This window comes from Mesorhizobium sp. M0408, assembly GCF_040321495.1.
Lineage (GTDB): Bacteria > Pseudomonadota > Alphaproteobacteria > Rhizobiales > Rhizobiaceae > Mesorhizobium.
In genome coordinates this window covers 1-25,222 of sequence record NZ_JAMYRO010000001.1, presented here as the reverse complement: position 1 = coordinate 25,222, position 25,222 = coordinate 1, and the positions used below count along the sequence as shown (strand labels likewise).

Genomic DNA, 25,222 nt, shown 5'->3' with positions numbered 1-25,222 from the left:
CAGGGCCGGCGGTGCCATGAACCGACTGGATTGAAGCATGAAAGCCGTCGTCTGCCGCTCGCCCGGCGAACTTGTCCTCGAAGACCGTCCGGCGCCTGGCGCGCCCCCCGCCGGCTGGGCGCTGGTCGCCGTCAGCCATGTCGGCATCTGCGGCACCGACTATCACATCTTCGAAGGCAAGCACCCGTTCCTCGCCTATCCCCGCATCATGGGCCACGAGGTTTCCGGCACCGTGACCGAGGTTAGTGAGGACGTCGATCTCGCCGTCGGCGAAGCGGTGATCGTCAATCCCTATCTCGCCTGCGGCAAATGCATCGCCTGCCGGCAAGGCAAGCCGAATTGCTGCGTCAGGATCGAGGTGCTCGGCGTCCACCGCGACGGCGCCATGTGCGAGCAGATCCTGGTGCCGGCGCAAAATCTTTATCCGGCAAACGGCCTGTCGCTGGCCGATGCCGCCGCCGTCGAATTCCTGGCGATCGGCGCCCATGCCGTGCGGCGCTCGCTCGCTGATCCAGGTGCGCGCACACTGGTCATTGGTGCCGGCCCGATCGGGCTCGGCACGGCGCTGTTCGCCCGCATCGCCGGGCTCGACGTGACGCTGCTCGACATGAGTGCGGAGAGGTTGGGTTTCGCCGAAAGCGAACTCGGCTTCGCGACCCTCGACGGCTCGCGGGGCGCTGCTGCCGACCTGGTGCGGGAAGCAACCGGCGGCGACGGCTTCGACGTGGTTTTCGATGCCACCGGCAACACCCGGTCGGTGCAGTCGGCCTTCGCCCATGTCGCGCACGGCGGGGCGCTGGTCCTGGTTAGCGTCGTCAAGGACGACATCGCCTTTTCCGATCCCGAATTCCACAAGCGCGAGATGATGCTGATCGGCAGCCGCAACGCCCTGCGTGCCGATTTCGACCATGTCGCCGCCTCGATCCGCAACGGCGCGCTGCCGCTGACAAAGCTGGTCACCCACCGCACCACGCTTGGCGAGACGCCGCACGACCTCGCCCGCTGGGCGCATGAGAAGTCCGGCCTGATCAAGGCCGTCATTCAAGTCGGATGATGCCAGGGCTGCCGCATCTCAGAGCGCCGACAATTTGAGCTCGATCCGCTCGGCCGGGAAGCGCGACTCCGAAAACTGTATCGGCTGACCGTCGGGCGTGACGTTGACGGCGACCGTCACCAGCACGATGGCGCCGGGCTGCAGCTCGAGGTCCGCAAGGTCGGCGGCATCGGCATGGCGCGCCGACAGCACAGTCGATTGCCTGAGATAGTCGTCGATGCCGAAACGTGCCAGCGATGCGGTGATCGAACCGGTTTCCGCCATGGCGGCATCGATGCCGGCAAAGCGCCTGGCATCGAACCAGCCGGCCGCACGAGACACCGGCATTCCATCGGCTTCGCCGCGCGTTTCCAGGCGTATCACATCGGCCCCCGTCGCAAGGCCTAAGCCCTCTGCGACACGACGGTTGGCCGGCTCGATCGATGACGCGAGCAAGGTGATATGCCGCTCGGACGCCTGTCCTTGCAATCCCTCGGAAAAGCGGGTGCGGGCGCCGATCGGATAAGACAGCCGCTTGCGCGACAGCACGAAGGTGCCGCGCCCTTGCTCCGCCCTGAGCACGCCCTCCTGCACCAGCGCTGCGATAGCGCTGCGCACCGTGTGGCGGTTGACGCCATAGCGTCCGGCCAACGCGATCTCCGGCGGCAGCGCCGCATTTTCGGGAAAATCGCCGACGGCAATCGAATGCAGGATCTGATCGGCGATCTGCCGCCACAGCGCGACACCGCTGCGCCGCTCGATGCTGTTGGCTTGTCCGATCATCTCCCGCCCCAATTCCTCGCGCCGATCTTTTGGCCCGTGTCACGTGCCCGTCATGGACACGCGCTAGATAATGGATATAATTTGTATAGTTGTCTATATCAATAGACAAAATGAACGCAGACGAGGAGCACCGCCATGCGAGGACGGGAAGCGCGAGAGCAGGCCGAGCGCAAGGCCGTGATGGCGACGCTGGCGCAATCGGCCGGCGACGACATCGTCCGCCTCTGGGACGAAGCCGGCCTGCCTTGCGAAGCGGAACTTCTGCGTGGCCCCGAAACCGGCCTGGTTACGGTACGCGGCCGCATCGGCGGCGGTGGTGCCCCTTTCAATGTCGGCGAGGCGACGGTCACCCGTGCCACGGTGCGGCTTGCGTCCGGCCATGTCGGCCACTGCTACGCGCTCGGCCGCGACAAGCAGAAGGCAAGGCTGGCGGCAATCGCCGATGCGCTGTGGCAGGACCCGGCCCACCGCAATGAGGTCGAGATCAGGATCGTTGCGCCATTGCAGGCGGCACTGGCCAAGGCGCGTGAACAGCGCCGCGCCGAGACGGCGGCGACCAAGGTCGATTTCTTCACCATGGTGCGCGGAGAAGACTGATGGATATCGCCGCTCAATCCATTGAAGGCGGCTTCGCCGATCCGGTATTCAATGCCCAGACCGTATTCCGTGCCGTGATGGACGCGATGGCGCGGCCGGGCAGCGTCCAGCCCTTGCCGGCCCTTGCCCACCCACCGGCGCCGCTGTCGGCCACCGCCGGCGCCGTTGCGCTGGCGCTGTGCGACAACGACACGCCGCTCTGGCTCGACCCGGCTTTGCAGGTGTCGGCGGTGAAATCCTGGCTTGGCTTCCATACCGGCGCGCCGCTGGCCAACACCCCGGCCGACGCGCATTTCGCGCTGATCGCCACGCCGGCCGAGATGATGGCGCTCGACGGGTTTTCGCAAGGCACCCAGGATTATCCCGATCGCTCGACGACGCTGATCCTCGAGGTCGGCGATCTCATCTCCGGCGCTGCGCTGGTGCTCGAAGGCCCGGGCATCGAGAAGACGGCGACGATCGCGCCGGCGCAAATGCCGCGCCATTTCGTCGAGCAATGGAAGCAGAACAACCAGCGCTTTCCCCGCGGTGTCGACATCGTCCTCGCCACCCCTGACAGCGTTGCCTGCCTGCCGCGCACGACGCGCATCAAGATGATGGAGGCGTAGCATGTATGTTGCGGTAAAGGGTGGCGAAGCGGCCATTCGCAACGCCCACAAACTGCTCGCCGACCGCCGGCGCGGCGATCGTTCGGTGCCCGCACTTCGCCTCGACCAGATCGTCGAGCAGCTGGCGCTCGGCGTCGACCGGGTGATGAGCGAAGGTTCGCTCTACGACAGGGAATTGGCGGCACTCGCCATCGTCCAGGCGCGCGGCGACATGATCGAGGCGATCTTCCTGGTTCGCGCCTATCGCACGACGCTGCCGCGTTTCGGCTACACCAGGGCGATCGACACCGGCACGATGCTGGTCGAGCGGCGGGTGTCGGCCACCTACAAGGACCTGCCCGGCGGCCAGTTGCTCGGCCCGACTTTCGACTACACCCACCGGCTGCTCGATCCCGAACTTGCCGCCGGCGGCGATGTCGCCGAGCCGGAGCAGCGTGCAGGCGAGGCGGAAGCCATGCCGCGCGTCTCGGCCATCCTCGCCCGCGAAGGCCTGATCGAGCCCGACGGCGACATGCCTGGGGATCATGTCCCCGGCGACATCACCCGCGAGCCGCTCGAATTCCCGATGGCGCGCGACATCCGCCTGCAGGCGCTGTCGCGCGGCGACGAGGGGTTTCTGCTGGCGCTCGGCTATTCCACCCAGCGCGGCTACGCGCGCAACCATCCCTTCGTCGGCGAGGTTCGCATCGGCGAGGTCGAACTGGAACTGGACGTGCCGGAACTGCCCTTTGCCGTGCCGCTCGGCAGCATCCGCGTCACCGAATGCCAGATGGTCAACCAGTTCAAGGGCTCGGCCAAGGCGCCGCCGCAATTCACCCGCGGCTACGGCCTCGTCTTCGGCCAGAGCGAGCGCAAGGCGATGGCCATGGCGCTGTGCGACCGCGCGCTGCGCGCCTCGGAGTTGGGTGAGGATGTCATCGCCGCCGCGCAGGACGAGGAGTTCGTCATCTCGCATTCCGACAATGTCCAGGCGACCGGCTTCGTCGAGCATCTGAAGCTGCCGCATTATGTCGACTTCCAGGCCGAGCTCGACCTCGTGCGCCGCATGCGCACCGAGCACGACGCCCGCGAAAATGCCGGCAAGGGCGAAGAGAAGAGGCAGGCAGCGGAATGACTTCAGTTAGCTCCACCACCGTGACCTCCCCCGTCTGGGGAATGGCCTCCGTATCCGCCGTAACCGCTACTGCCGCCAATGGTCTCGCCTTGCGCGCCTTCCCTCGGCTCAGGAAGAACCATTCTTCGAAGCACAAAGGCAACCACCCCGACGAACACCAGCAACAGGATTCCGAGGCGCATCCATCCGGTCGGGGTCATCGGAGCCCAGCCCCTTTTCCGTGTCTTGGAACTCAATTCGGTAGCACAGAGCGGAAGCGATCGCCATGACCGACATCGCCACCTACAACTTCGCCTATCTTGACGAACAGACCAAGCGGATGATCCGTCGGGCGATCCTCAAGGGCATCGCCATTCCTGGCTATCAGGTGCCGTTCGCCTCGCGCGAAATGCCGATGCCCTATGGTTGGGGCACCGGCGGCGTCCAGGTCACCGCTTCGATCATTGGCCCGGACGATGTGCTCAAGGTCATTGACCAGGGCGCCGACGACACCACCAATGCCGTCTCGATCCGCGCCTTCTTCAAGAAGGTCGCCAATGTCGCGGTCACCACCGAGACGGCGAAGGCGACCATCATCCAGACGCGCCACCGCATCCCTGAATATCCGCTGAGTGCCGGTCAGGTGCTGGTCTACCAGGTGCCCATCCCCGAGCCGCTGCGCTTCCTCGAGCCGCGGGAAACGGAGACGCGCAAAATGCATGCGCTGGAGGAATACGGCCTTATGCATGTGAAGCTCTACGAGGACATCGCCAGGCACGGCCGCATCGCCACCACTTACGCCTACCCGGTCAAGGTTGAGGGCCGCTATGTGATGGATCCCTCGCCGACGCCGAAATTCGACAATCCCAAGATGCACCGTTCGCCGGCTTTGCAATTGTTCGGCGCCGGCCGCGAAAAGCGCATCTACGCGCTGCCGCCGTTCACCGATGTGGTCAGCCTCGATTTCGAGGACCATCCGTTCGAGGTGCAGACCTTCGACCAGCCCTGCGCACTGTGCGCGGCCGAGAACGTCTATCTCGACGAGGTCATCCTCGACGACCATGGCGGCCACATGTTCGTCTGCTCCGACACCGATCATTGCGAGAAGCGGCGCGCGGAAGGCCACCGCGGCCATCTCGCGCCCGAGACCCATCTTGCCCCAGGAAAAACGGAGCCGGCGCAATGACAGACGAACCGCTGCTGCGCGTTTCGGCGCTGTCCAAATTCTACGGCTCGCGCGTCGGCTGCGAGAACGTCACTTTTGACCTGTGGCCGGGCGAAGTGCTGGCGGTGGTCGGCGAATCCGGTTCCGGCAAGACGACTTTGCTCAACTGCCTGTCAACTCGACTGCTGCCCAGCTCCGGCACCGCCAGCTACCGGATGCGCGACGGCCAGTTTCGCGAACTCTACCGCATGAGCGAGGCCGAGCGCCGCTTCCTGATGCGCACCGATTGGGGTTTTGTCCATCAGAACCCGGCCGACGGGCTGCGCATGACGGTGTCGGCCGGCGCCAATGTCGGCGAGCGGCTGATGGCGGTCGGCGACCGTCACTATGGCAGGATCCGCGCAACGGCGGTCGACTGGTTGTCTCGTGTCGAGATCGACGAAGACCGCATCGACGACGAGCCGCGCGCCTTTTCCGGAGGCATGCGCCAGCGCCTGCAGATCGCCCGCAACCTCGTCACCGGGCCGCGGCTGGTGTTCATGGACGAGCCAACCGGCGGCCTCGACGTCTCGGTGCAGGCGCGCCTGCTCGATCTGTTGCGCGGCCTGGTCACCGATCTCGGCCTGGCCGCCATCGTCGTCACCCACGATCTCGCCGTGGCGCGGCTGTTGTCGCAGCGCATGATGGTGATGAAGGACGGCCGCGTCGTCGAAAGCGGCCTCACCGACCGCGTCCTCGACGATCCGCGCGCGCCTTATACCCAGTTGCTTGTCTCCTCGATTCTGCAGGTGTGACGATGATTGCTCCGGCGTACCCCCCTCTGGCCTGCCGGCCATCTCCCCCTCAAGGGGGGAGATCAGCAGCTTTTATGGCCCGCCCGTTCTGCGACACAGGAGAATGGCGAAACCGAATGCGACTGCCAATCTCCCCCCTTGAGGGGGAGATGGCAAGTTTTGGCAAAGAGGGCAGGCCAGAGGGGGGTGTTGGCCCGCAGACGAATGACGATTGGAGAACCCTCTGATGGCAACCCCGCTCGTTGTCTCCGATGTCGCGAAGAGCTTCACCATGCATCTGCGCGACGGCATCAAACTGCCGGTGGTCGCCGGTGTCTCGTTCGCAATCAGGGCCGGCGAATGCGCCGTGCTCGGCGGCCCGTCCGGCGCCGGCAAGAGCTCGATCCTGAAAATGCTCTACGGAAATTATGCCGCCGATGAAGGCCAGATCATCGTCCAGCACGAGGGCGGGCTCATCGATCTCGCCTCGGCCAGCCCGCGCACCGTGCTTGCCGTGCGCCGGCTTACCATCGGCTATGTCAGCCAGTTCCTGCGCACCGTGCCGCGTGTCTCTGCGCTCGACGTCGTGGCCGAACCGCTGGTCGAGCGCGGCGAGGAGCGCGAGGTCGCGCACGGCAAGGCACGCGCCTTGCTGGCGCAGCTCAACCTGCCGGAGAAGCTCTGGGCGCTGCCGCCGGCGACGTTCTCCGGCGGTGAACAGCAGCGCGTCAACATCGCGCGCGGCTTCATCACCGAGCACCCGATCCTGCTGCTCGACGAGCCGACCGCTTCGCTCGACGCCAGGAACCGCGATGTGGTGATTTCCCTGATCGCCGCCAAGAAGGCAGCGGGCGTCGCTTTGCTCGGCATCTTCCACGATCACGACGTGCGTGAGGCGGTCGCCGACCGCGTCATCGACGTGACCGCCTTCGCCGCCGGGAAAATCGCCGCATGACCAGGAAACTGTCGGAGGCGCCGCTGATCCACGAGACGGCGGAAGTCGAGAACTCGAGGCTTGGCCGCTGGACCGAGATCGCCGAGCGCTGCCGGGTTTCCGAAAGCACGCTCGGCGACTATTCCTATATGATGCAGGACTGCGGCGTCTGGTGCGCAACGATCGGCAAATTCGCCAACATCGCCGCAAGCGTGCGCATCAACGCTACCAACCATCCGACCTGGCGGCCGACGCTGCACCATTTCACCTATCGCGCCTCGGATTATTGGGACGACGCCGAGCACGAGAGCGAATTCTTCGCCAAGCGCCGCGCCAAACGCGTCACCATCGGCCACGACACCTGGCTCGGCCACGGCTCGACCATCCTGCCGGGCGTCACCGTCGGCGATGGCGCGGCGGTCGGTGCCGGCGCGGTGGTGTCGAAGGACGTCGCGCCCTACACCATCGTCGCCGGCGTACCGGCCAAGCCGATCCGCGAACGCTTCGACCGCCGCACGGCGGAGCGCTACCAGGCGCTCGCCTGGTGGGACTGGGACCATGCAAGGCTGCGCGCCGCGCTCGACGATTTTCGGGAATTGTCGGCGGAGGCGTTTCTGGAGAAATATGGCGGCTGAGGGTCGTGAAATGGTGAATGGTGAATGTGAATGGGGGCAGCGGACAGGTTTCGAGGCTCAGGGAAGCCGTTCTTATCACCATTCACCATTCGAGCTTCTCGCGCCGAGTTGATCCCGCCCCGCTCCAGGCTGTGGGCAGTAACAAAACTGACATCGTTCCGACACCGCAGGTTCATGCGGCTGCGCTAGCCAGGGTAAACAGACCTTCAATTGCGATTGGACTGGAGCCTGCACCATGTCAGCTACGCTCGAAATCCGCGGCGTCACCCGCCGGTTCGGCAAGAACACCGCCGTCAGCAATGTTCACATCGCGATTCCGCAGGGCCAGATGGTCGGCATCATCGGCCGTTCAGGCGCCGGCAAATCGACGCTTCTGCGCATGATCAACCGCCTCATCGATCCCAGCCAGGGATCCATCCTGTTCGACGGCGTCGAGGTCTCCGGGTTGCGCGGCTCGCCGCTCCGGCGATGGCAGCGCGACTGCGCCATGATCTTCCAGCAGTTCAATCTCGTGCCGCGCCTCGATGTGCTGACCAATGTGCTGCTCGGCCGGCTCAACCACCGCTCGACGCTGTCCAACCTATTTGGCATGTTCTCCCGCGGTGAATGCGCCGAGGCGGTTGCAGCCCTCGAGCGCCTCGACATCGCCCGCACCGCCCTGCAGCCGGCCGGCACGCTTTCCGGCGGCCAGCAGCAGCGCGTTGCGATTGCGCGCGCCATGATGCAGCAGCCGAAGGTGTTGCTGGCGGATGAGCCGATTGCCTCGCTCGATCCGCTCAACGCCAAGGTGGTGATGGATTCGCTGCAGGACATCAATTTGCGCGAGGGCATCACCGTCATCACAAATCTGCATACGCTGGATACGGCCCGCACGTACTGCAACCGCATCATCGGCATGGCCGCCGGCAAGGTCGTCTTCGACGGCCCGCCCGAAGCCCTCAACCGCGAGGCCGTGCGCATGGTCTACGGCGCCGACAGCAATGGCGGCGAAATCTCCGAGGCCATCACCTCCACCAGTGTCGCCATCAAACAGAAAATCGCTGCATCCGCCGGACCGCTCGAGCCCGCATTCCCGGGATATTGAGAACGGCCTGATCGCCCGCCCGCGTCAAAGGCACCTGTCAAAAAATTCGAACGCTGCCGGCGCGAGGCCGGGACCAACAGGAGAGAGATAATGTTCAGGAAGATGGTTTTTGGCGCCGTTTCATTGCTCGCCATCGCGGCAAGCGCCGCTCACGCCCAGGATATAAAGGAATTCCGCATCGGCATCCTTGGCGGTGAAAACGAAGCGGACCGGCTGCGCAACTTTCAGTGCCTCGCCGATCACCTGAAGTCCGAATTCGGCTTCGAGAAGGTCTCGCTGTTCCCGGCCGCCGACTATGACGGCGTTATCCAGGGCCTGCTCGGCGGCACGCTCGATTTCGCAGAGCTTGGCGCGTCGGGCTATGCCAGCGTCTACCTCAAGGATCCGAACGCCGTGACCCCTATCCTCACCACCCAGCAGACCGACGGCGCGACCGGCTATTATTCGATCGGCCTTGCGCTGAAGTCGTCCGGCATCACCGACATCAAGTCGGCCAAGGGCAAGAAGCTCGGCTATGCCGACCCGGATTCGACCTCCGGCTACCTGATCCCACTGACCCAGATCCCGAAGGACACCGGCGCTTCGAACGAAACCTTCTTCGCCTCGACCCAGTTCAATGGCGGCCACGAGAACAACCTTCTCGCGGTTCGCGACGGCAAGGTCGATGTTGCGGTTGACGATTCCTCGGGCATCGGCGACTTCAAGAACGGCTACACCTCCGGCACCTTCCACAAGGAAGTCGCCAAGGGCGCCGTGGACCCCAACGATTTCGTCGAAGTCTGGCGCTCCGGCTTGATCCCGAACGGCCCGCTGGTCGTGCGCACCGCGCTCGGCGGCGGTATGAGCGCCAAGCTCGCCAACTTCTTCACCAGCCTGCCGGCCAAGGACAAGCCTTGCTTCGAGGCTATCGAAGGCGGCGATTTCACCGGCTACGTTCCGGTGAAGCCGGACTTCTACAGCGTCATCGTCGAAGCCCGCAAAGCCGCGATCGGCGGCTGACGACAATTGCGGAAAGGGCGGCGTCCTCCAGCGCCGCCCTTTTTGCGTGTCCGCTCGTGACCCCGTATGACCTTCGCCGCTACAATTCGTTCAGACGCGGTCCGGCAGGCAGCAGACGCCTGGCGACGGCAGACGTCCTTGCGCCGGTTCTATACGGCGCTCGGCATCGGCTCACTGCTTGTCGCCATGTGCACAGCCATGTGGTTCGCCGACGAGGCCAATGCCGGACATTTCTTCGATCGGCTGCCGCACATACTGGATTTCCTTGGTTGGCTTGTTCCCAAGGACTGGAACGACGTCTGGCGGGCGCTGTTCGACATCGCATCGCCGCACGACAAGGGCAGCCAAGAGTTCAACTTCCCGCTTGGCCGCGTCTATCTCTGGGGCGGCTTTTATCTACCCGAATATTTCGAGCTGATGCTCACCACGCTTAACGTGGCGCTGGTTTCCACTTTCATCGGCTTTGTCTTTGCGGTGCCCTTTTCCTTCATCGCCGCGCGCAACTTGACGCCCAGTCCGATGCTCAGGCTCGTCGTCAAGCGCTTCATGGAACTGCTTCGCGCCTTCCCCGAGATCGTCATTGCCGGCCTGTTCGCAGCCATCCTCTCGACCGGCCCGGTCGCAGCCATCATCGCCATCGGCCTGCATTCCATCGGCGCCCTCGGCAAGCTCTTCTACGAGATCAACGAAAACATCGACATGCGTGCCGAAGAAGGCCTGCGCGCGGTCGGCGCCAACTGGTTCGAGCGCGTGCGCTTTGCCGGCCTGCCGCAAGTGCTGCCCAATTTCATGTCCTACACGCTGCTCAGGATCGAGATCAATGTGCGTATCTCGACCATTATCGGCGCGGTCGGCGGTGGCGGCATCGGCGAGGAACTGAAGCTCTCCATCTCGCGCGGCTTCGGCGCCAAGACGCTGGCATTGGTGCTGCTGCTGTTCACGACGATCTTCCTCGTCGACCAGTTTTCCGCCTGGCTACGCCGCAAGCTCGTCGGCGAGCAGGCATTCATGATGGGTGCCTGACCATGATCCCAAAAAGTGGATTCCGGTTTTTGGAAAAGATCATGGCAAATCAACAAGAAGACTGCCCATGGCCGCAATGACCGCCGATGAGATGCGGTCGATCGAGGAGCGCTTTCCCCAAGTGTTCCGGCGGCCCTTGTACAAACGCTTCGGCCCGCTGGTCCTGTTCACCGGCATCCTGCTCTATCTCCTCTACGCCTTGTGGTTCTTCAGCCTGCCGCAAGTGCTGAGGGAATCGCACTGGGAGCGCCTGCCGCTCTTCCTGACGCAATGGATCAGCTACGATCTGCAGCCGGAATTCCGTCTCGACCAGCCTCAGATCACACCCAGATATCCGCGTTTTTCGGCGCTCGGCGAAGACCCGCATCCCGATTGGGTCATCACCAACGCCAACGGCTCCTACACCATCCTGATCGACGGCCGAGCCAAATCCGTCACCTTCGACAAGGCCGAAGCGACGCTTGTCGCCAATGGCCAGGCGGTGCCGGTGTCGTTGACCAACGGCAAACCGGTAATATCCGGCCCGGTGCCGGAGTGGATCACCGTGCATGACGATGAGATCGTCGCGAGAATGGGCTTTGCCGGCGAGGTCCGTATAACCGTCGATCGCGTCAAGGTCCGCAAACGCTTTCTCGGCTGGGCGAATTTCGTCTTCGACACACGCTCGCCCTTCTTCGGCAAGTCGCCCGGCGAGGTGGTCTCGTTGCTGATGTCCGGACCCCAGCTCAAGCCGGGCACATCAAACATTGCGCTGGCCGCCGACAATATCTGGAACAACGCCCAATGGCAGCATGGCGACGTCTGGACGAAGCTGTTCCAGACCATCGTCATGGCGTTTCTCGGCACCTTGCTCGGCGGCATCGTTGCCTTCCCGCTCGCCTTCTTCGCCGCCCGCAACATCACCCCGAGCGGCCTGCTTAGCCAGGTGCTAAAGCGGTTCTTCGATTTCATGCGTTCGGTCGACATGCTGATCTGGGCGCTGTTCTTCACCCGCGCCTTCGGCCCGGGCCCGCTTGCCGGCAGCGCCGCGATTTTCTTCACCGAGATCGGCACGCTCGGCAAAGTCTATTCGGAAGGCCTCGAGAACATCGACGACAAGCCACGCGAGGGCATCCAGTCGACCGGCGCCAATGGCTTGCTGGTGCAGCGCTATGGCGTGCTGCCGGAAGTGATCCCGGTCTTCATCAGCCAGACACTCTATCAGTGGGAATCCAACACCAGGGGCGCGACGATCATCGGCGCCGTCGGTGCCGGTGGCATCGGCCTGAAGCTCTGGGAGGCGATGCGCACCAATTCCAACTGGGCCAATGTCTTCTACATGGTGCTCTTGGTCCTGCTCGTCGTTTTCATCTTCGACAGCATTTCCAATTTCCTGCGCCGCCGCTTGAGCAGGACGATCCACGACTACAACCGGATCCAGGCCGGCCAGGGCTGACGGGGGCGTTACGCAGACGTGCGGTTAGGGCGCCTTCCTCCATCCATTCCTGATATGCCTGTAGCCGTCGCGGTAAACAGCTTCCGGGCCTTCGGAAAAGTCGCGCCACACCTTGGTGGCCGCGGCTAAATCCTTCAGCGAACGCCCGAACGCCTCGATCGTCAGCCAATCGTCGTAGCCGCTCTTGCGAATGGCGGAGAAAGTCTCCTTCCAGGGGACGTGGCCGCGGCCCGGCACGCCGCGATCGTTCTCCGAAATATGGATATGGACGATGTTCTTGCGGTTGCGCGTATAGGCGCCGATCGGGTCGGCCTCTTCGATGTTGGCATGGAACGTGTCGTACATCGCCTTGATGTGCAGCCGGTCGATCGCGTCGATATGCGCCGACAAATCGTCCATCGTGTTGAGCAGATAGCATTCGAAGCGGTTGAGCGCCTCCAGCCCGATGGTGACACCCTTGTTGCCGGCATGGTCACCGATGGCGCGCTGCGAAGCGATCGAACGTTTTTTCTCGGCCGCCGTCGGCCCGCTGCCGGAGAAGGCTCCGAGTGTGGAATGCAGTGGGCCGCTCAACGTGTTCGCGCCAAGCGCCTGAGCGCAGTCGATCGCCGATTTCATGTAGTCGATACCGGCCTTGCGCGTCGAGGCGTCGGCCGAGATCAGGTTCATCGCCGGATCGCCCATCGCCGAGACGGCGGTACGTTGCAGCCCGATGCGGTCGAGCAGCTCACCGAGCTTCTTGTAGTCGTCCGGCGTGCCGGAGAAGACCGGTATCTCGACGCCGTCGAAGCCGGTCGCCTTGATATCCCTCAACAACGGCTCGTGTTTTTTCGTGACACTGGTCGTCCACAACAACATGCACATGCCGATTTTCATCGACGCCCCTCCCCTTCATTCGCTCGATCGCCGGAGGGGTGGTGAGATTCAGGTCAGGCCGAGCCGAAAATGGTGGGTTCCGAGAACCGGAGCGGAGCGTACTTTTGGTACATGAGCACCGGAAGCGCAGGAAACTGCCATTTGCAGGCCGGTCTCACCTGAATATCACCACCCTTCAGAGCTTCGTCCACGCTCCATTCTTCTTCGCCGATTTCACGCAGGCCTCGATGAAGGCCATGCCTTCGACGCCGTCTTGCACAGTTGGGAAAACGACATCCTTAGCCGGCTTGCCGCCCTTCCGGCGTGCCGCACGAATGGCCCGCGCGGCTTCCTGGTAGATGTTGGCGAAACCTTCGAGATAGCCTTCCGGATGGCCTGGCGGAACGCGGCTGACGCGCCCGGCGACGGGCAACGCTCCCGCGCCGTTTCGGGTGATCAACTGCTTCGGCTGGCCGAACGGCGTGTACCAGAGATAGTTCGGATCGGCCTGCACCCATTCGAGCCCGCCCTTCGAGCCGTAGATGCGCAATTTCAGGCCGTTCTCGTGGCCGGGCGCCACCTGGCTTGCCCAGATCATGCCCTTGGCGGAGTGCGACCCGCCGACCGGCTTGAAGCGCAGCAGCACATTGATGTTGTCGTCGAGCAGCCGCCCCGGTACGAAGGCATCGAGATCGGCCGACAACGAATCGAGCTCCAGCCCGGAGACGAAACGGGCGAGGTTGTAGGCGTGCGTGCCGATATCGCCCAGCGCACCGCCGGCACCGGCCTGCTTGGGGTCTGAGCGCCACGCAGCCTGCTTCTGGCCGGTGGCGGCCAGATCTTCGGTCAGCCAGTCCTGCGGATATTCCGACTGCACGATGCGGATATCGCCGAGCTGTCCTTTGGCCACCATCTCGCGTGCCTGCCGCACCATCGGATAGGCGGTGTAGTTATGCGTCAGCACAAACACCTTGCCGGTCTTTTCGACCAGCGCCGCCAGCTTCTTTGCCTCGGCCAGCGTCGTCGCCAGCGGCTTGTCGCAGATGACGTGGATGCCGGCCTCGAGAAAAGCCTTGGCGGCCGGCACGTGCACATTGTTCGGCGTGACGATGGCCACCACCTCGATGCCGTCCGGCCGCTTGGCCTCGGCCTGGGCCATCTCGGCATAGGAGCCGTAGCTGCGTGCCGGATCGAGCCCAAGCTCGGCCGCCGAGGCCTTGGCGCGCTCCGGATTCGACGACAAGGCGCCGGCAACCAGCACGAACTCGTTATCAATGCGCGCCGCGATGCGGTGCACCGCGCCGATAAAGGCGCCTTGTCCGCCGCCAACCATGCCGTAGCGGATCGGACCGCCTCCCGTTTCCGTCTTCGATGCGCCAACCATGATTTTCTCCCTCGTCACTGAAATACCCTCCCTTGAGGGGAAGGTGGCCCGCAGGGCCGGGTGGGGTCGATTCATGCCGAGCTCTACGCCCAGCGACCCCACCCCGATCCGCTGCGCGGATCGACCCTCCCCTCGAGGGGGAGGGATATCTGTGCTAGATCCCCATCATGCCGCGCAGCACCTTTTTATCGGTCGTGCCGCCGGCGAAATCGTCGAATGCTTTTTCCGTCACCCTGATGATGTGGTGCTGGATGAAGGGGGCGCCTTCGGCAGCACCATCCTCCGGGTGCTTCAGGCAGCATTCCCATTCCAGCACCGCCCATGAATCGTAATTGTATTGGGTGAACTTGGAGAAGATGCCGCCGAAATCCACCTGCCCGTCGCCGAGCGAGCGGAAACGCCCGGCGCGGTTGGTCCAGCTCTGGTAGCCGGAATAGACGCCTTGCCGCCCGGTCGGATTGAATTCGGCGTCCTTGACGTGGAACGCCTTGATCCGCTCGTGGTAGATGTCGATGAATTCGAGATAATCGAGCTGCTGCAGCAGGAAGTGCGACGGGTCGTAGTTGATGTTGCAGCGCTTGTGGCCGCCGACCGCATCGAGGAACATCTCGAATGTCGCGCCGTCGAACACGTCCTCGCCCGGATGGATTTCGTAGCCGACATCGACGCCGTTCTCGTCATAGACGTCGAGGATCGGCTTCCAGCGCTTGCCGAGTTCGGCAAATGCTTCCTCGATCAGTCCCGCCGGCCGCTGCGGCCATGGGTAGAGGTATGGGAAGGCCAACGCGCCGCAAAACGACACCGACGCCTTGAGCCCGAGATTCTTCGACGCCTTGGCGGCGAACTTCATCTGTTCGACCGCCCATTGCTGCCTGGCTTTTGGATTGTTGTGCACCGCAGCCGGCGCAAAGCCGTCGAACTGCGCGTCATAGGCGGGATGCACCGCCACCAGTTGCCCCTGCAGATGCGTCGACAGTTCGGTGATTTCGACGCCGGCATCGGCGCAGATGCCCTTCACCTCGTCGCAATAGGCCTTGGAGGAGGCTGCCTTCTCGAGATCGAACAGTCGAGCGTCCCATGTCGGGATCTGCACGCCCTTGTAGCCCAGACCAGCCGCCCATTTGGTGATCGAGGCCAGCGAATTGAACGGCGCGGCGTCGCCCGCAAACTGCGCCAGGAACAGACCAGGCCCCTTCATCGTCGTCGGCATCGGCATCTCCCTATGTTTCACGACCAAGCATAGCGCCGATTGAAAACAGGGCCAGCGTCTTTGGTCTCTTTGCACAGCGCGCTCAGCGCTGCTATTCTGGTATTACCAAATGCCGAAATCTGGTCAAGCCATTTGACGCGCTGCGACGGTCCTGCAACCATGCCGAGTTAAGCCACATGTTTAAGTATAATCAATAGCATAGACAGGAGCCAACGCTTGATGGCAGCAGTTCTTGCCGTCCAGATGAAATTACTGTAGACCTCCCTTCAAGCCCAATTGGTCGAACCAGTTTGCAAAAAATGCTGGGACGCCTTGGGGAGGAATCATGCGGCACGCTTCGGCAGAGTGCGCCGCAGGCGAACTGGTACAGGCGATTCTGGGAAGGATAGACCATGCATCTTTCGACGCACAATTGGATGCGGGCGGAGCCGCTGGAAACGACGCTCAAGCGCATCAAGAAATTCGGCTACGAGTCGATCGAGATCTCCGGCGAACCCGAACAGTACAAGCCCAAGGAGACGCGCGCACTGTTGAACGAGTACGGCATTCGCTGCTGGGGAGCGGTGACGCTGATGCTGGGCGAGCGCAATCTCGCCGCCAAGGACCAGGGCCAGCGCGAGCGCTCGGTGCAGTATGTCAAGGACGTGCTGACCATGGTCAGCGAACTTGATGGCGAGATCATCACGCTGGTTCCGGCCACCGTCGGCAAGGTGGTGCCGGACGGCACCGAGGAAGAGGAGTGGAAATGGGTGGTCGACGCCACCCGGGAATGCTTCACCCACGCCAAGAAGGTCGGCGTCAAGATCGCGGTCGAGCCGCTCAACCGCTTCGAGACCTATCTGTTCAACCGCGGCGCCCAGGCACTGGCGCTGGCCGATGCGGTCAGTCCCGAATGCGGCGTCTGCCTCGACGCCTACCACATCCACATGGAAGAATTTAACGTCTATGACGCCATCCGGCAGGTCGGCAAGCGCCTGTACGATTTCCATGTCGCCGACAACAACCGCTTCGCCGCCGGCCTCGGGCAGATCGACTGGCCGAAGATCGTCGGCACGCTGAAGGAGATCGGCTATGACGGCGCGCTGACCAATGAATTCGTCGCCCCCGTCGACCGCACGCCGGCTGCCCCCTATCCCGACATGGTCGAACGCAACCCCGTCGACATCTCGCCGGAGCAGCTGAAATTCATTCAGGACCACGGCTCCAGCGTGCTCACGGAGAAATTCTACACCGACCAGATGCGCATCAACGCGGAAACGCTGCTGCCGCTGATCAAGTAGCCGAGCCGTTTGGAAAAGCCCTTCCGCCTCACCGCGGCCGGGCCGAGGATGAACATGCGCATCAAGACGGTCCAAGCCTGGTGGGTCCGCATACCGATCGAAGCCGCGAAGCAGCACCGCAGCGACTTCGGTCAGGTGGCGACGTTCGACGCCGCCATCCTGCGCATCGAGACCGACGACGGGCTGGTCGGCTGGGGCGAGGGCAAGAATGCCGCCGGCAGCGCCGGCAGCTACGGCGCCCTTGTCCATTTGCTGAACTACGAGGTCGGCCCGCAGCTGGTCGGCCGCGACCCGGCTGACATCGGCGTCATATGGGAGATGCTCTATAATGGCACGCGCCACGACAGCGCCGCTCGCGCCGGCCACGCCATGCCGCAATTGGCGCGACGCGGCATGAGCATCGCCGCTATCAGCGCCGTCGATATCGCATTGTGGGACATTCTTGGCAAATCGCTCGGCGTTCCGGTCTGGCGGCTGCTCGGCGGCCGCAAGCTGGACCGCATGCCGGCCTATGCTTCCGGCGGCTGGGCCACTGCGGAAGCCATCGGCGACCAGCTGCAGTCCTACATCACCAAGGGCGGTTTCAAGGCGCTGAAGATGCGCGTCGGCGCCATGGACGGCGCCCCACATATCTCGGCCGCTCGCGTCCGTGCCGCCAGACAGGCGCTCGGTCTCGATATCGACCTGATGGTCGACGCGCACGGCACCTACACGGTGGCCGAAGCCAAGCGCTTTATCCATCTCGCCGGCGACCTCGATCTCGCCTGGTTCGAGGAGCCGGTGATCGCCGACGACAAGCCCGGCATGGCCGAGGTGCGCGCCTGCGGTTCGATCCCGATCGCCACCGGCGAAAGCGAGGCGACGCGCTATGCCTTCCGCGACCTCGCCGTGCTCAAATCCGCCGATATCTTCCAGCCGGATCCGGCCTTTTGCGGTGGCATCAGCGAGGCGATGAAGATCGGCACCATCGCCAGCGCCTTCAATCTGCGCTTTGCGCCGCATCTTTGGGCCGGCGCACCCTGCTTCTTTGCCGGGCTGCATGTCTGCGCTGCTTCGCCGGCGAGCTTCACCGTCGAATATTCGCTCGGCGCCAACCCGATGATCCACGATCTGATCGAAGAGACTGTCGAAGCAAAGGACGGTATGGTAGCGATCCCTGATAGACCCGGGCTGGGATTCACCATTTCGGAGCGGTTCCTGGAGGCGCACGCGCAACACGGCTGACATGAAAGAAAAGAACCTTCTCGCGGAACTCGCCGCCTATCTGTTCTCCCATTCGGACAAGGAGACGGGCCGCACGCCGTCGGAGCGCGAACTGGCAGAGCATTTCAGCGTCAGCCGCGGCCAGATCCGCGAGGCGCTGGCCATTCTCGAGGCCATGCGCATCGTCGAGCGACGGGCGAAATCCGGCATCTACATCGATACGAAGCAGGCGAGCGTCGAGGCGATGGCGCTGTTCGCCCGCGCCGGCCTGCCGCTCGATCCCGTCCAGATCTACGAGACGGTCGAGTTGCGCAAGATCCACGAGATCAAGGCCGCCGAACTTGCCTGTTCACGCGCCACCGAGGAGAATTTCGAGCGGCTGCGCGAGATCCTGAAGGCCTCCGAGGATCGCATCGCCGCCGGTGAAGGGCTTGCCCGGGAAGACCGCGAGTTCCACCTCGAGATCGTGCGGGCGACCAAGAACAGCGTCTTCCACAATATCTGCAGCGTCTACTACATGATGGGTGAACTGCGCCTGCCGATCTATTTCAACGATCCCGAACGCAGCGTGCGCTCCCATGCCGAGCATATCCAGATCTACGAGGCGCTGCTGCGCCGCGATGGCAATCTCGCCCAGGCGCTGATGAGCGCCCACCTGCAAGGCGCGGAAAGCTACTGGAAGGGGCTGATCGAGGGGCGTGGGACGGAACCGGAAAGCCCTGCGCTCGAAAAGGCCTGAAATGCCCAAGATCCTGTCAACACACAGACTGCACCCTCGTGCCGCTTCCATGCTGACCGGGGCCGGCGAACTCGTCGTTGCTTCCGCCCTCGATGCGGCCACGCTGGCCGCCGAGGCGAGGAACGCCGATGTCATCATCGTTCGCGCTCCCTTGCCTGCGGCGCTTTTCGAAGGCGCGAAGAAGCTCAGGGCCGCGATCCGCCACGGCGCCGGGCTGGACATGGTACCGATGGAAGCGGCCAATGCGGCCGGCGTGCTGGTGGCGAACGTGCCGGGGGTGAACGCGCGATCTGTCGCCGAATATGTGATGTTCGCGGCGCTGGCGCTGCTTAGGCGCTTCCGTGTGTTGGACCGCGACTTGCGTGCGAAGGGCTGGCTGGCGGGCCGCGAACACACGGTGGTGGCCAGCGAGCTAGCGGGCAAGACGATCGGCATTGTCGGCCTCGGCGCGATCGGTCAGGCGGTTGGCCACATCGCCGCCCATGGGTTCGATCTGAATGTGGTGGCGACGACGCGCAGCATGCGGCCGGCGCCGGACAGGGTCGGCTTCCTGTCGATCGATGCACTCATCGAGCAGAGCGACATCATCGTTCTGTGCTGCCCGCTGACGCCCGAAACACGGGGGCTGATCAGCCGCGAGCGCATTGAGCGGATGAAGCCGGATGCGCTGCTGATCAATGTTTCGCGCGGGCCGGTGATCGATGACAACGCGCTGATCGAGGCCTTGCAGAAGGGCCGCATCGGCGGCGCTGCGCTCGATGTTTTTGCTACACAACCGCTACCGCCCAACCATCCTTATTTCGGCTTCGACAACGTCATCGTCACCCCGCACATGGCTGGGATTACCGAGCAGTCGATGATGCGCATGGGCGTCGGCGCGGCTGGCGAAGCCTTGCTGGTGCTGGCCAACAGATTGCCGGTCAATCTGCGCAACCCCGAAGTGGTCGAGCACTACCGGCGGCGGTTCCCTGCCGATTTCTGAAAGCGCCCTAATTTTCCCGAATTCGCCGGCGATGGTGCCGGCATGGCAAGCGTCACAAAATTCCTGCTGACCGCCGGCTTCTGTGTGGCGACGGCGCAAGCCTTCGCCAACGGACAGGGTAGCTACGTGTTCTGCGACAACGGCATACGCTGCGTGGCGGCACCCTGTCCATCGAACAGCGCACTCGACCTCGCTGCTGGGAAGCTCATCAAAGGCGTTTCAATCGACATCGATCGCCTGCCGCAGCAAGACAAGGCGCTCGATCTTTCAGACAAGCTCTATGCCGGCAAGGTCGTTGTTGTCGGCTCGATCGAGAACCGCACCCGGACCTTCAACGGCAAGCGGTACACCCTGCCTTGGCTGGTCGCCACCAGCATCGAACGCGCCGCCAAGGACAGCGAACGCGGCCACTGCTCGTCGCGCTGACACGCGCTATCCGATCAATTTGCAAGCAGCCCCTCCACGCCCGCTGCGATGCGCAGCAGGTGGTGGTCATGGCCATTGCGCGCCACCAGCATCAGCCCGGCCGGACGCGTCATTCCCGGCATCGGCAGCGAGATGGCTGATAGATCGAACTGGTTGGCGACCTGCGTGTTGCGCAGCAGAAGGCCTTCCGTCCTGTTGCACAGAGCCTCGTCGCTGGTCATCGACACGATCGTCGGCGCCGTCACCGGTGTGGTCGGCAGGGCCAGCACGTCGACCGACGCCAGCCGGTCATCCATCGCGGCGGCCAGCGCCGTGCGGCGGCGCATTGCCCTGATATAGACCGTGGCCGGAATGGCGGCGGCGCGCGACAATGGCCCGCTTACCCGCGGGTCGACCGGCCTCGTCGCTCCCGTCGCCAGCCAGTCGGCATGGATCTCCGCCCCTTCCATCGCCGCGATCGACGCGCGTTGGGTTGCCACGCGCAGATCGGCAAGCAGGTCGTCGATCGACAGCTCCACAAGCCGTGCGCCGCTAAGCTCTATCTTGCGCAGACACCGGTCGAACGTCGTCGCGACCTCTTCCTGCGTATCATCGAACAGCACGCCGCGCGCAATACCGATGCGCAGGCCGTCCAGCGGCAGCGGCAACAGTGCCGCCAGGTTTTCGCCCGACATCACTGCATCGGCCGCCGCACATTCGGCGACGGTGCGGGCCAGCGGACCGATCGAGTCCAGCGTGGCTGATAGCGGAAACGCACCCGCAAGCGGCACGCGCCGCGCAGTCGGCTTGAAACCGACGACGCCATTCAGCGATGCCGGAATGCGCACCGAACCACCGGTATCGGAACCGATGGAGATTTCGCTGGTGCCTTCGCCCACCGAAACGCCGGCGCCTGAGGAGGAGCCGCCCGGAATACGGCTGGCATCGCTAGCATTGCCGGGCGTGCCATAATGTGGATTGACGCCGATCGCAGTAAAGGCGAACTCGGTCATGTTGGTCTTGCCGAGGATGATTGCACCGGCCTGGCGCAACTGTTGCACGACAATGGCATCCCGCAGCGCCGGCGCTGCGTTGGCGAGCAGCAGAGAGCCAGCCGTGGTCGGCTCGCCGGCGACATCGAACAGATCCTTGATCGAGACGATCGCCCCATCGAGCGGCCCGAGCGTGACGCCGGCTTTTCGCCGCGCATCGGTGGCGTCCGCCGCCGCCCGTGCGGCTTCCGGGTAGAGCTTTACGAAAACCCTCTCATCGTCGACGCGAGCGGCAAGAGGCGAAAGAATTGCTTCGAGGTGATCGCGGGCTGATTGCATTTTTCGGTGTCGGACTCCGCGCGCTTGCAACGTCTTAAGGTAGCAGCCAGAAACTGGCCGCAGGAGACATAGCCCGGCACGGTCGGATTTGCACCTGTCGAACCGAAGGAGGAAGGCCCGATGCTCTACCAAGGCAGCTGCCACTGCGGCAAGGTCGCGTTCGAGGTCGAAGGCGAGCTGACCGGAGCCGTTCGGTGCAATTGCTCGATCTGCTCGCGCAAGGGTGCACTGTTATGGGCAGTTCCGCATGAGAGCATACGGGTGCTTGCCTGGGGCGATGATCTCGGCCGCTACAGCTTCGGCAACCATGTCATCGCCCACCGCTTCTGCCGCAGCTGCGGCATTCACCCCTTCGCCGAGGATGTCGGCGAAGGGAGCGGGCGAAGTGCCTATATCAATATCAATTGCATCGAGGCGTTGGACGTCGCCGCCGTGCCGGTCTTCGACTTCGACGGCCGTTCCGTTTAGGCCTTGGGGTCGTCGATCGGCTTGGGGCCAAGGAAGAACGCCGCCAGTGCCGCAAGCAACGTCGCCGCCGCGCAATAGGCGAAGGCGGTGGCAACGCCGGTATTGTCGACCAGCAGGCCGCCGAAGACGGCGCCCAACGCGATGGCGACCTGGAACGTCATAACCATGAGCCCACCGGCGCTTTCCGCCTGATCGGGGGCGGCCCGCACCAGCCAGGTCTGCAGCCCGACTGGGACGGCGCCGAAGGCAAAGCCCCAGCTGGCCACTGCTATTGCAGCCACGACGGGTGAACCTCCGACCACCAGCAGCAGGAGCGCCGAAAACGCGATCAGCAGGGGCGCCAGGCTGACGGCTGCCTTGAGGCTGCGTTCGGCAATGAAGCCGCCGGCAAAATTGCCGAAGAAGCCACCAATGCCGTAGGCGAGCAGCACAAGCGAGATCGTCTCGATGTCCAGCGCGGGCACCTTCTCGAGAAACGGGCGGACATAGGTGAAGCCGGCAAAATGTCCCGAGGCGACCAGCAGCACCACCAGCAGTGCCACCCTGATCATCGGCCGCTTCATCACCTCCAGCAGCGTGCGAAAACCTGCCGTACCTGCAGGCGGCAGCTTCGGAATGGTAGCCACCTGCACCAGCAGCGCCAGCGCACCGACCACGGCGGCGATCATGAACGCCGTCCGCCAGCCCCAGATGTCGCCGACATAGGCGCCGACCGGAGCCGCGCAGACCGTCGCCACCGAAACGCCGGTGAGAATGATCGACATGGCGCGCGACATCAACCGCATCGGAACGAGCCGCATCGCCATGGCTGCCGACATCGACCAGAAGCCGCCAAGACTGATCCCGAGCATGATGCGGGCAATCAGAAGAACGGGAAGCGAGGACGCAAACGCGGCCACCAGGTTTGACAGCACAAGCAGCACCGTCAGCGCCCACATGACCAGCCTGCGGTCCAGCCGCTTGGTGACAATAGCCATGGTCGGCGCCGCAATCGCGCCAATGACGGCGGTGGCCGTTACCGCCTGCCCGGCGGCGCCTTCGGTGATGCCGAGATCCTGCGCAAGCGGCGTCAGCAGGCTGGCAGGCAGAAATTCCGCGGTCACCAGGCCAAAGACTCCGAGCGCCAGGGAGACCACCGCCCCCCATGCGGGCTCGGATCGTTCGCCGGTTTCCGATGGGTCGAGAACGGCGTCCATGACGCCTGTCGCGGGTTCGGTCATGAGGGATCTCCGGTCTGTTGCAGCGCAGCATTTGGCGGCAATGCAAGCAACATAGGGAGTGACTAGCTGGAGTTTCCATGCTAGAAACACCATTATGTTTGACCGTTCGTCCAAAATTCCAATCACCGGCGATCCGCTGACAGACATATTGCGCGGATTGCGTCTCGAAGGCGTCGATTACGGCCGTTGCGAGATGAAGGAACCCTGGGGCATCCATTTTCCGGCTCAGGCGGCGGCACGGTTTCATTTCATCGGCCGCAAAGGCTGCTGGTTGCTGCAGCCGTCCGGTGAATGGGTCGAGCTCAAGGCGGGCGACGCGGTATTGTTGCCGCGCGGCTCAGCCCACACGCTGGCGAGCGAGCCGGGTATCGAGGCGGCGCCGATCCACGGCTATGAGGTCGAGGAAATCTGCAAGGGTGTCTATTGCATGTCGAATGACGGCATGCCCGGCTGCCGTCCGGGGACCTTGCTGTTTTTCGGCAGCATGTATTTCAATCTCGATGGCTTGCACCCCTTGCTCGGCATGATGCCGGACGTGATGCGCGCACATGAGTTGGAGGCCTATGAGCCAGGTATCCCGCATTTGCTGGAAGCGATGGCCCGCGAGGTGACGATGGAGCGCGTCGGCTCCGGCGGCATCCTGGCGCGGCTGGCCGATGTGCTCGCCGCGACCGTCATCCGCTCATGGGTCGAGCGCGGCTGCGGCGACTCTTCCGGTTGGATTGCGGCGGTCAGGGACCGCGAGATCGGCCGGGTGCTGGCCGCGATCCATCTGGAACCGAACCGCGACTGGACGGTGGAGGCTCTGGCGAAGATGATGGGTGCCTCGCGATCAGGTTTCGCCGAGCGCTTCGCAACCATTGTCGGCGAAACACCGGCAAAGTACGTCACGCAGGTGCGGATGCACCAGGCGAGGCAATGGCTGGTCCGCGACCGGCTCAAGATTTCCGTCGTCGCGGCGCGCCTCGGCTACGAATCCGACGCCTCCTTCAGCCGCGCCTTCAAACGGGTCATCGGATCGCCGCCCAGCCATTTCCGGGCCGAGGAACAGGCGGAGATCCGCCAGGCCGGCTAAACGTTGGCCGGCTTATTGCTCGGTGATGCAGGCCGAGCCGGCGCTGCTCTTGCAATATTTGCCGGAGGCCCCGCACCTGCCATCCGAGACTTCCACGACGGTGCCGCTCAACAACAGCTTGCAGTCGCTGGTGGACAGATTGACCGTGCCGTTGAGGTCCTTGATCTTCTTGGCGTCGACCTTCGCGCCGGCGACAACTTTCTTGGCTGCCTGCGCCTCGCCCAGATGCGCCGCCGACAATCCCATACCGGCGACGAGCAGGATCGTCGCAAAACTGCGGAACAGATTTCCCATAGCCAACCCTCCGTTTTGGGCCTCCAAATTGGGCTTGCAAAGCCCGTTTGGGACCAAAGGATCAGCCTATTCGACAAATCGGAGCATCCGCATCCCCCGTACGGGGGATGACGGGAAGACTCGAGCATTTCGCAGCCAAGTGGAATCAAGTGGCGTCGCACAAATGCGGCTAAAACACATGGATAGAGCGGGATGCACGGTTCACTTTGAACGCATCCCGCTCTAGCGCAGTAAAGACGCTTGTACTTAGCCGGCGTGACGCAGGCTTATTCCGCTGCCCTTGTCGAACAGCACCACCTTGTCCGGGTTCCAGGCAAAGCGCACCGGCTGCTCTATCTGGACGTCGGTCCTGGCAGGCACGGTGGCGCGCAGCATGGCGTCGCCGACCCGCAGCGTCAGGATCTTCTCGACGCCATGGTTCTCGACGTCATGGACCCGCGCCTCGACCGGCGCGCCGGTCTCGAGATAGACGTCCTCGGGACGAATACCGAAGACGAGCGGGCGACCGTCGGTCGCCGCGCCCGTCTTTAGCGGCCCGGAAGTCGGGGGGGGGGGGGGGGGGGGGGGGGGGGGGGGGGGGGGGGGGGGGGGGGGGGGGGGGGGGGGGGGGGGGG

General features: G+C 63.9%; 27 protein-coding genes. 19 read left to right on the top strand and 8 right to left on the bottom strand.

Going from position 1 to position 25,222, the window contains the following annotated elements:
* Window positions 1–37 precede the first annotated feature (37 nt).
* A complete protein-coding gene (locus NKI67_RS00135; protein ID WP_352568274.1) occupies window positions 38–1,054 on the top strand; it encodes a zinc-binding alcohol dehydrogenase family protein in 1,017 nt (338 codons plus the stop codon).
* An 18-nt stretch (window positions 1,055–1,072) separates the two neighbouring features.
* Here the strand turns inward: NKI67_RS00135 and phnF are convergent, their stop codons facing one another.
* Window positions 1,073–1,816 (bottom strand): phosphonate metabolism transcriptional regulator PhnF, encoded by a 744-nt coding sequence (gene phnF, locus NKI67_RS00130; RefSeq protein ID WP_023675205.1) that lies wholly within the window; start codon window positions 1,814–1,816, stop codon window positions 1,073–1,075.
* Between the two features lie 135 nt (window positions 1,817–1,951).
* Here phnF and phnG point away from each other — a divergent pair, with 135 nt between their 5' ends.
* From phnG to phnE (NKI67_RS00075), 11 genes are all read left to right on the top strand, one after another.
* Window positions 1,952–2,413, top strand: coding sequence for a phosphonate C-P lyase system protein PhnG (gene phnG / locus NKI67_RS00125; protein WP_023675204.1), 462 nt, complete (start codon window positions 1,952–1,954; stop codon window positions 2,411–2,413).
* Entirely contained in the window at window positions 2,413–3,021 is a 609-nt protein-coding gene (gene phnH, locus NKI67_RS00120; protein WP_352644074.1) for a phosphonate C-P lyase system protein PhnH, read from the top strand. The genes phnG and phnH overlap by 1 nt, the downstream gene beginning before the upstream one ends.
* A gap of 1 nt (window position 3,022) precedes the next feature.
* Window positions 3,023–4,135, top strand: a complete 1,113-nt coding sequence (locus tag NKI67_RS00115) for a carbon-phosphorus lyase complex subunit (RefSeq protein ID WP_352644073.1) — start codon at window positions 3,023–3,025, stop codon at window positions 4,133–4,135.
* A gap of 265 nt (window positions 4,136–4,400) precedes the next feature.
* A complete protein-coding gene (locus NKI67_RS00110; protein WP_352644072.1) occupies window positions 4,401–5,300 on the top strand; it encodes an alpha-D-ribose 1-methylphosphonate 5-phosphate C-P-lyase PhnJ in 900 nt (299 codons plus the stop codon).
* A complete protein-coding gene (gene phnK, locus NKI67_RS00105) occupies window positions 5,297–6,073 on the top strand; it encodes a phosphonate C-P lyase system protein PhnK (protein WP_140536281.1) in 777 nt (258 codons plus the stop codon). Before NKI67_RS00110 ends, phnK begins: the two co-directional genes overlap by 4 nt.
* Window positions 6,074–6,299: 226 nt before the next feature.
* Window positions 6,300–7,007: a phosphonate C-P lyase system protein PhnL gene (gene phnL, locus NKI67_RS00100; RefSeq protein WP_352633814.1), complete on the top strand. Its 708-nt coding sequence runs from the start codon at window positions 6,300–6,302 to the stop codon at window positions 7,005–7,007.
* Window positions 7,004–7,621, top strand: a complete 618-nt coding sequence (locus tag NKI67_RS00095; protein ID WP_352644071.1) for a DapH/DapD/GlmU-related protein — start codon at window positions 7,004–7,006, stop codon at window positions 7,619–7,621. The genes phnL and NKI67_RS00095 overlap by 4 nt, the downstream gene beginning before the upstream one ends.
* A 235-nt stretch (window positions 7,622–7,856) precedes the next feature.
* Entirely contained in the window at window positions 7,857–8,705 is an 849-nt protein-coding gene (phnC, locus tag NKI67_RS00090; RefSeq protein ID WP_352644070.1) for a phosphonate ABC transporter ATP-binding protein, read from the top strand.
* Window positions 8,706–8,795: 90 nt separating this feature from the next.
* Entirely contained in the window at window positions 8,796–9,704 is a 909-nt protein-coding gene (gene phnD, locus NKI67_RS00085) for a phosphonate ABC transporter substrate-binding protein (protein WP_352644069.1), read from the top strand.
* A gap of 66 nt (window positions 9,705–9,770) precedes the next feature.
* Window positions 9,771–10,727: a phosphonate ABC transporter, permease protein PhnE gene (gene phnE / locus NKI67_RS00080; RefSeq protein WP_352620196.1), complete on the top strand. Its 957-nt coding sequence runs from the start codon at window positions 9,771–9,773 to the stop codon at window positions 10,725–10,727.
* Window positions 10,728–10,794: 67 nt separating this feature from the next.
* On the top strand, window positions 10,795–12,162 hold the full coding sequence (gene phnE, locus NKI67_RS00075) for a phosphonate ABC transporter, permease protein PhnE (protein ID WP_352644068.1): 1,368 nt from the start codon (window positions 10,795–10,797) through the stop codon (window positions 12,160–12,162).
* A gap of 24 nt (window positions 12,163–12,186) precedes the next feature.
* On the opposite strand, the gene NKI67_RS00070 is transcribed toward phnE (NKI67_RS00075), so the two are convergent.
* The 3 genes from NKI67_RS00070 to NKI67_RS00060 all read right to left on the bottom strand — a co-directional run bounded on the left by NKI67_RS00070 (window position 12,187) and on the right by NKI67_RS00060 (window position 15,611).
* Window positions 12,187–13,038, bottom strand: coding sequence for a sugar phosphate isomerase/epimerase family protein (locus NKI67_RS00070; protein ID WP_352644067.1), 852 nt, complete (start codon window positions 13,036–13,038; stop codon window positions 12,187–12,189).
* Between the two features lie 175 nt (window positions 13,039–13,213).
* Window positions 13,214–14,401 (bottom strand): Gfo/Idh/MocA family protein, encoded by a 1,188-nt coding sequence (locus tag NKI67_RS00065; protein ID WP_023675192.1) that lies wholly within the window; start codon window positions 14,399–14,401, stop codon window positions 13,214–13,216.
* Window positions 14,402–14,555: 154 nt separating this feature from the next.
* Window positions 14,556–15,611, bottom strand: coding sequence for a sugar phosphate isomerase/epimerase family protein (locus NKI67_RS00060; RefSeq protein ID WP_352644066.1), 1,056 nt, complete (start codon window positions 15,609–15,611; stop codon window positions 14,556–14,558).
* 392 nt (window positions 15,612–16,003) lie between these two features.
* Here NKI67_RS00060 and NKI67_RS00055 point away from each other — a divergent pair, with 392 nt between their 5' ends.
* From NKI67_RS00055 to NKI67_RS00035, 5 genes are read left to right on the top strand one after another with little or no spacing between them, the layout of a single operon-like run.
* A complete protein-coding gene (locus NKI67_RS00055; RefSeq protein ID WP_023675190.1) occupies window positions 16,004–16,891 on the top strand; it encodes a sugar phosphate isomerase/epimerase family protein in 888 nt (295 codons plus the stop codon).
* A 54-nt stretch (window positions 16,892–16,945) separates the two neighbouring features.
* Window positions 16,946–18,115: a mandelate racemase/muconate lactonizing enzyme family protein gene (locus NKI67_RS00050; protein WP_352644065.1), complete on the top strand. Its 1,170-nt coding sequence runs from the start codon at window positions 16,946–16,948 to the stop codon at window positions 18,113–18,115.
* A 1-nt stretch (window position 18,116) separates the two neighbouring features.
* Window positions 18,117–18,833, top strand: a complete 717-nt coding sequence (locus tag NKI67_RS00045) for a FadR/GntR family transcriptional regulator (RefSeq protein WP_023675188.1) — start codon at window positions 18,117–18,119, stop codon at window positions 18,831–18,833.
* A 1-nt stretch (window position 18,834) separates the two neighbouring features.
* Entirely contained in the window at window positions 18,835–19,815 is a 981-nt protein-coding gene (locus tag NKI67_RS00040) for a hydroxyacid dehydrogenase (protein WP_352644064.1), read from the top strand.
* A gap of 42 nt (window positions 19,816–19,857) precedes the next feature.
* Window positions 19,858–20,241 carry a DUF6748 domain-containing protein gene (locus NKI67_RS00035; protein WP_023675186.1) on the top strand — a complete coding sequence of 128 codons (384 nt, stop codon included), beginning with the start codon at window positions 19,858–19,860 and terminating at the stop codon, window positions 20,239–20,241.
* Window positions 20,242–20,255: 14 nt separating this feature from the next.
* Here NKI67_RS00035 and NKI67_RS00030 read toward each other — a convergent pair whose 3' ends face one another.
* Window positions 20,256–21,551: an amidase gene (locus NKI67_RS00030; RefSeq protein ID WP_352448397.1), complete on the bottom strand. Its 1,296-nt coding sequence runs from the start codon at window positions 21,549–21,551 to the stop codon at window positions 20,256–20,258.
* A gap of 120 nt (window positions 21,552–21,671) precedes the next feature.
* Here NKI67_RS00030 and NKI67_RS00025 point away from each other — a divergent pair, with 120 nt between their 5' ends.
* A complete protein-coding gene (locus tag NKI67_RS00025; RefSeq protein ID WP_352568286.1) occupies window positions 21,672–22,019 on the top strand; it encodes a GFA family protein in 348 nt (115 codons plus the stop codon).
* On the opposite strand, the gene NKI67_RS00020 is transcribed toward NKI67_RS00025, so the two are convergent.
* Complete coding sequence (locus tag NKI67_RS00020) at window positions 22,016–23,239, bottom strand: MFS transporter (protein ID WP_352568287.1); 1,224 nt, start codon at window positions 23,237–23,239, stop codon at window positions 22,016–22,018. The genes NKI67_RS00025 and NKI67_RS00020 overlap by 4 nt on opposite strands.
* Before the next feature lie 94 nt (window positions 23,240–23,333).
* On the opposite strand from NKI67_RS00020, the gene NKI67_RS00015 reads away from it, so the two are divergent.
* Complete coding sequence (locus NKI67_RS00015; RefSeq protein WP_023675183.1) at window positions 23,334–24,314, top strand: AraC family transcriptional regulator; 981 nt, start codon at window positions 23,334–23,336, stop codon at window positions 24,312–24,314.
* A gap of 12 nt (window positions 24,315–24,326) precedes the next feature.
* Here NKI67_RS00015 and NKI67_RS00010 read toward each other — a convergent pair whose 3' ends face one another.
* Together NKI67_RS00010 and NKI67_RS00005 are read right to left on the bottom strand one after the other, a co-directional pair.
* Window positions 24,327–24,608 (bottom strand): hypothetical protein, encoded by a 282-nt coding sequence (locus NKI67_RS00010; protein WP_352448400.1) that lies wholly within the window; start codon window positions 24,606–24,608, stop codon window positions 24,327–24,329.
* A 246-nt stretch (window positions 24,609–24,854) separates the two neighbouring features.
* The coding region (locus NKI67_RS00005; protein WP_352644063.1) for a TOBE domain-containing protein at window positions 24,855–25,222 on the bottom strand (368 nt) is incomplete at its 5' end.

What these genes read in the sequence shown, in the direction of transcription:
- NKI67_RS00135 (WP_352568274.1), top strand. Translation starts at nt 38, where the DNA reads ATGAAAGCCGTCGTCTGCCGCTCGCCCGGCGAACTTGTCCTCGAAGAC.
- phnF (WP_023675205.1), bottom strand. Translation starts at nt 1,816, where the DNA reads ATGATCGGACAAGCCAACAGCATCGAGCGGCGCAGCGGTGTCGCGCTG.
- phnG (WP_023675204.1), top strand. Translation starts at nt 1,952, where the DNA reads ATGCGAGGACGGGAAGCGCGAGAGCAGGCCGAGCGCAAGGCCGTGATG.
- phnH (WP_352644074.1), top strand. Translation starts at nt 2,413, where the DNA reads ATGGATATCGCCGCTCAATCCATTGAAGGCGGCTTCGCCGATCCGGTA.
- NKI67_RS00115 (WP_352644073.1), top strand. Translation starts at nt 3,023, where the DNA reads ATGTATGTTGCGGTAAAGGGTGGCGAAGCGGCCATTCGCAACGCCCAC.
- NKI67_RS00110 (WP_352644072.1), top strand. Translation starts at nt 4,401, where the DNA reads ATGACCGACATCGCCACCTACAACTTCGCCTATCTTGACGAACAGACC.
- phnK (WP_140536281.1), top strand. Translation starts at nt 5,297, where the DNA reads ATGACAGACGAACCGCTGCTGCGCGTTTCGGCGCTGTCCAAATTCTAC.
- phnL (WP_352633814.1), top strand. Translation starts at nt 6,300, where the DNA reads ATGGCAACCCCGCTCGTTGTCTCCGATGTCGCGAAGAGCTTCACCATG.
- NKI67_RS00095 (WP_352644071.1), top strand. Translation starts at nt 7,004, where the DNA reads ATGACCAGGAAACTGTCGGAGGCGCCGCTGATCCACGAGACGGCGGAA.
- phnC (WP_352644070.1), top strand. Translation starts at nt 7,857, where the DNA reads ATGTCAGCTACGCTCGAAATCCGCGGCGTCACCCGCCGGTTCGGCAAG.
- phnD (WP_352644069.1), top strand. Translation starts at nt 8,796, where the DNA reads ATGTTCAGGAAGATGGTTTTTGGCGCCGTTTCATTGCTCGCCATCGCG.
- phnE (WP_352620196.1), top strand. Translation starts at nt 9,771, where the DNA reads ATGACCTTCGCCGCTACAATTCGTTCAGACGCGGTCCGGCAGGCAGCA.
- phnE (WP_352644068.1), top strand. Translation starts at nt 10,795, where the DNA reads ATGGCCGCAATGACCGCCGATGAGATGCGGTCGATCGAGGAGCGCTTT.
- NKI67_RS00070 (WP_352644067.1), bottom strand. Translation starts at nt 13,038, where the DNA reads ATGAAAATCGGCATGTGCATGTTGTTGTGGACGACCAGTGTCACGAAA.
- NKI67_RS00065 (WP_023675192.1), bottom strand. Translation starts at nt 14,401, where the DNA reads ATGGTTGGCGCATCGAAGACGGAAACGGGAGGCGGTCCGATCCGCTAC.
- NKI67_RS00060 (WP_352644066.1), bottom strand. Translation starts at nt 15,611, where the DNA reads ATGCCGACGACGATGAAGGGGCCTGGTCTGTTCCTGGCGCAGTTTGCG.
- NKI67_RS00055 (WP_023675190.1), top strand. Translation starts at nt 16,004, where the DNA reads ATGCATCTTTCGACGCACAATTGGATGCGGGCGGAGCCGCTGGAAACG.
- NKI67_RS00050 (WP_352644065.1), top strand. Translation starts at nt 16,946, where the DNA reads ATGCGCATCAAGACGGTCCAAGCCTGGTGGGTCCGCATACCGATCGAA.
- NKI67_RS00045 (WP_023675188.1), top strand. Translation starts at nt 18,117, where the DNA reads ATGAAAGAAAAGAACCTTCTCGCGGAACTCGCCGCCTATCTGTTCTCC.
- NKI67_RS00040 (WP_352644064.1), top strand. Translation starts at nt 18,835, where the DNA reads ATGCCCAAGATCCTGTCAACACACAGACTGCACCCTCGTGCCGCTTCC.
- NKI67_RS00035 (WP_023675186.1), top strand. Translation starts at nt 19,858, where the DNA reads ATGGCAAGCGTCACAAAATTCCTGCTGACCGCCGGCTTCTGTGTGGCG.
- NKI67_RS00030 (WP_352448397.1), bottom strand. Translation starts at nt 21,551, where the DNA reads ATGCAATCAGCCCGCGATCACCTCGAAGCAATTCTTTCGCCTCTTGCC.
- NKI67_RS00025 (WP_352568286.1), top strand. Translation starts at nt 21,672, where the DNA reads ATGCTCTACCAAGGCAGCTGCCACTGCGGCAAGGTCGCGTTCGAGGTC.
- NKI67_RS00020 (WP_352568287.1), bottom strand. Translation starts at nt 23,239, where the DNA reads ATGACCGAACCCGCGACAGGCGTCATGGACGCCGTTCTCGACCCATCG.
- NKI67_RS00015 (WP_023675183.1), top strand. Translation starts at nt 23,334, where the DNA reads ATGTTTGACCGTTCGTCCAAAATTCCAATCACCGGCGATCCGCTGACA.
- NKI67_RS00010 (WP_352448400.1), bottom strand. Translation starts at nt 24,608, where the DNA reads ATGGGAAATCTGTTCCGCAGTTTTGCGACGATCCTGCTCGTCGCCGGT.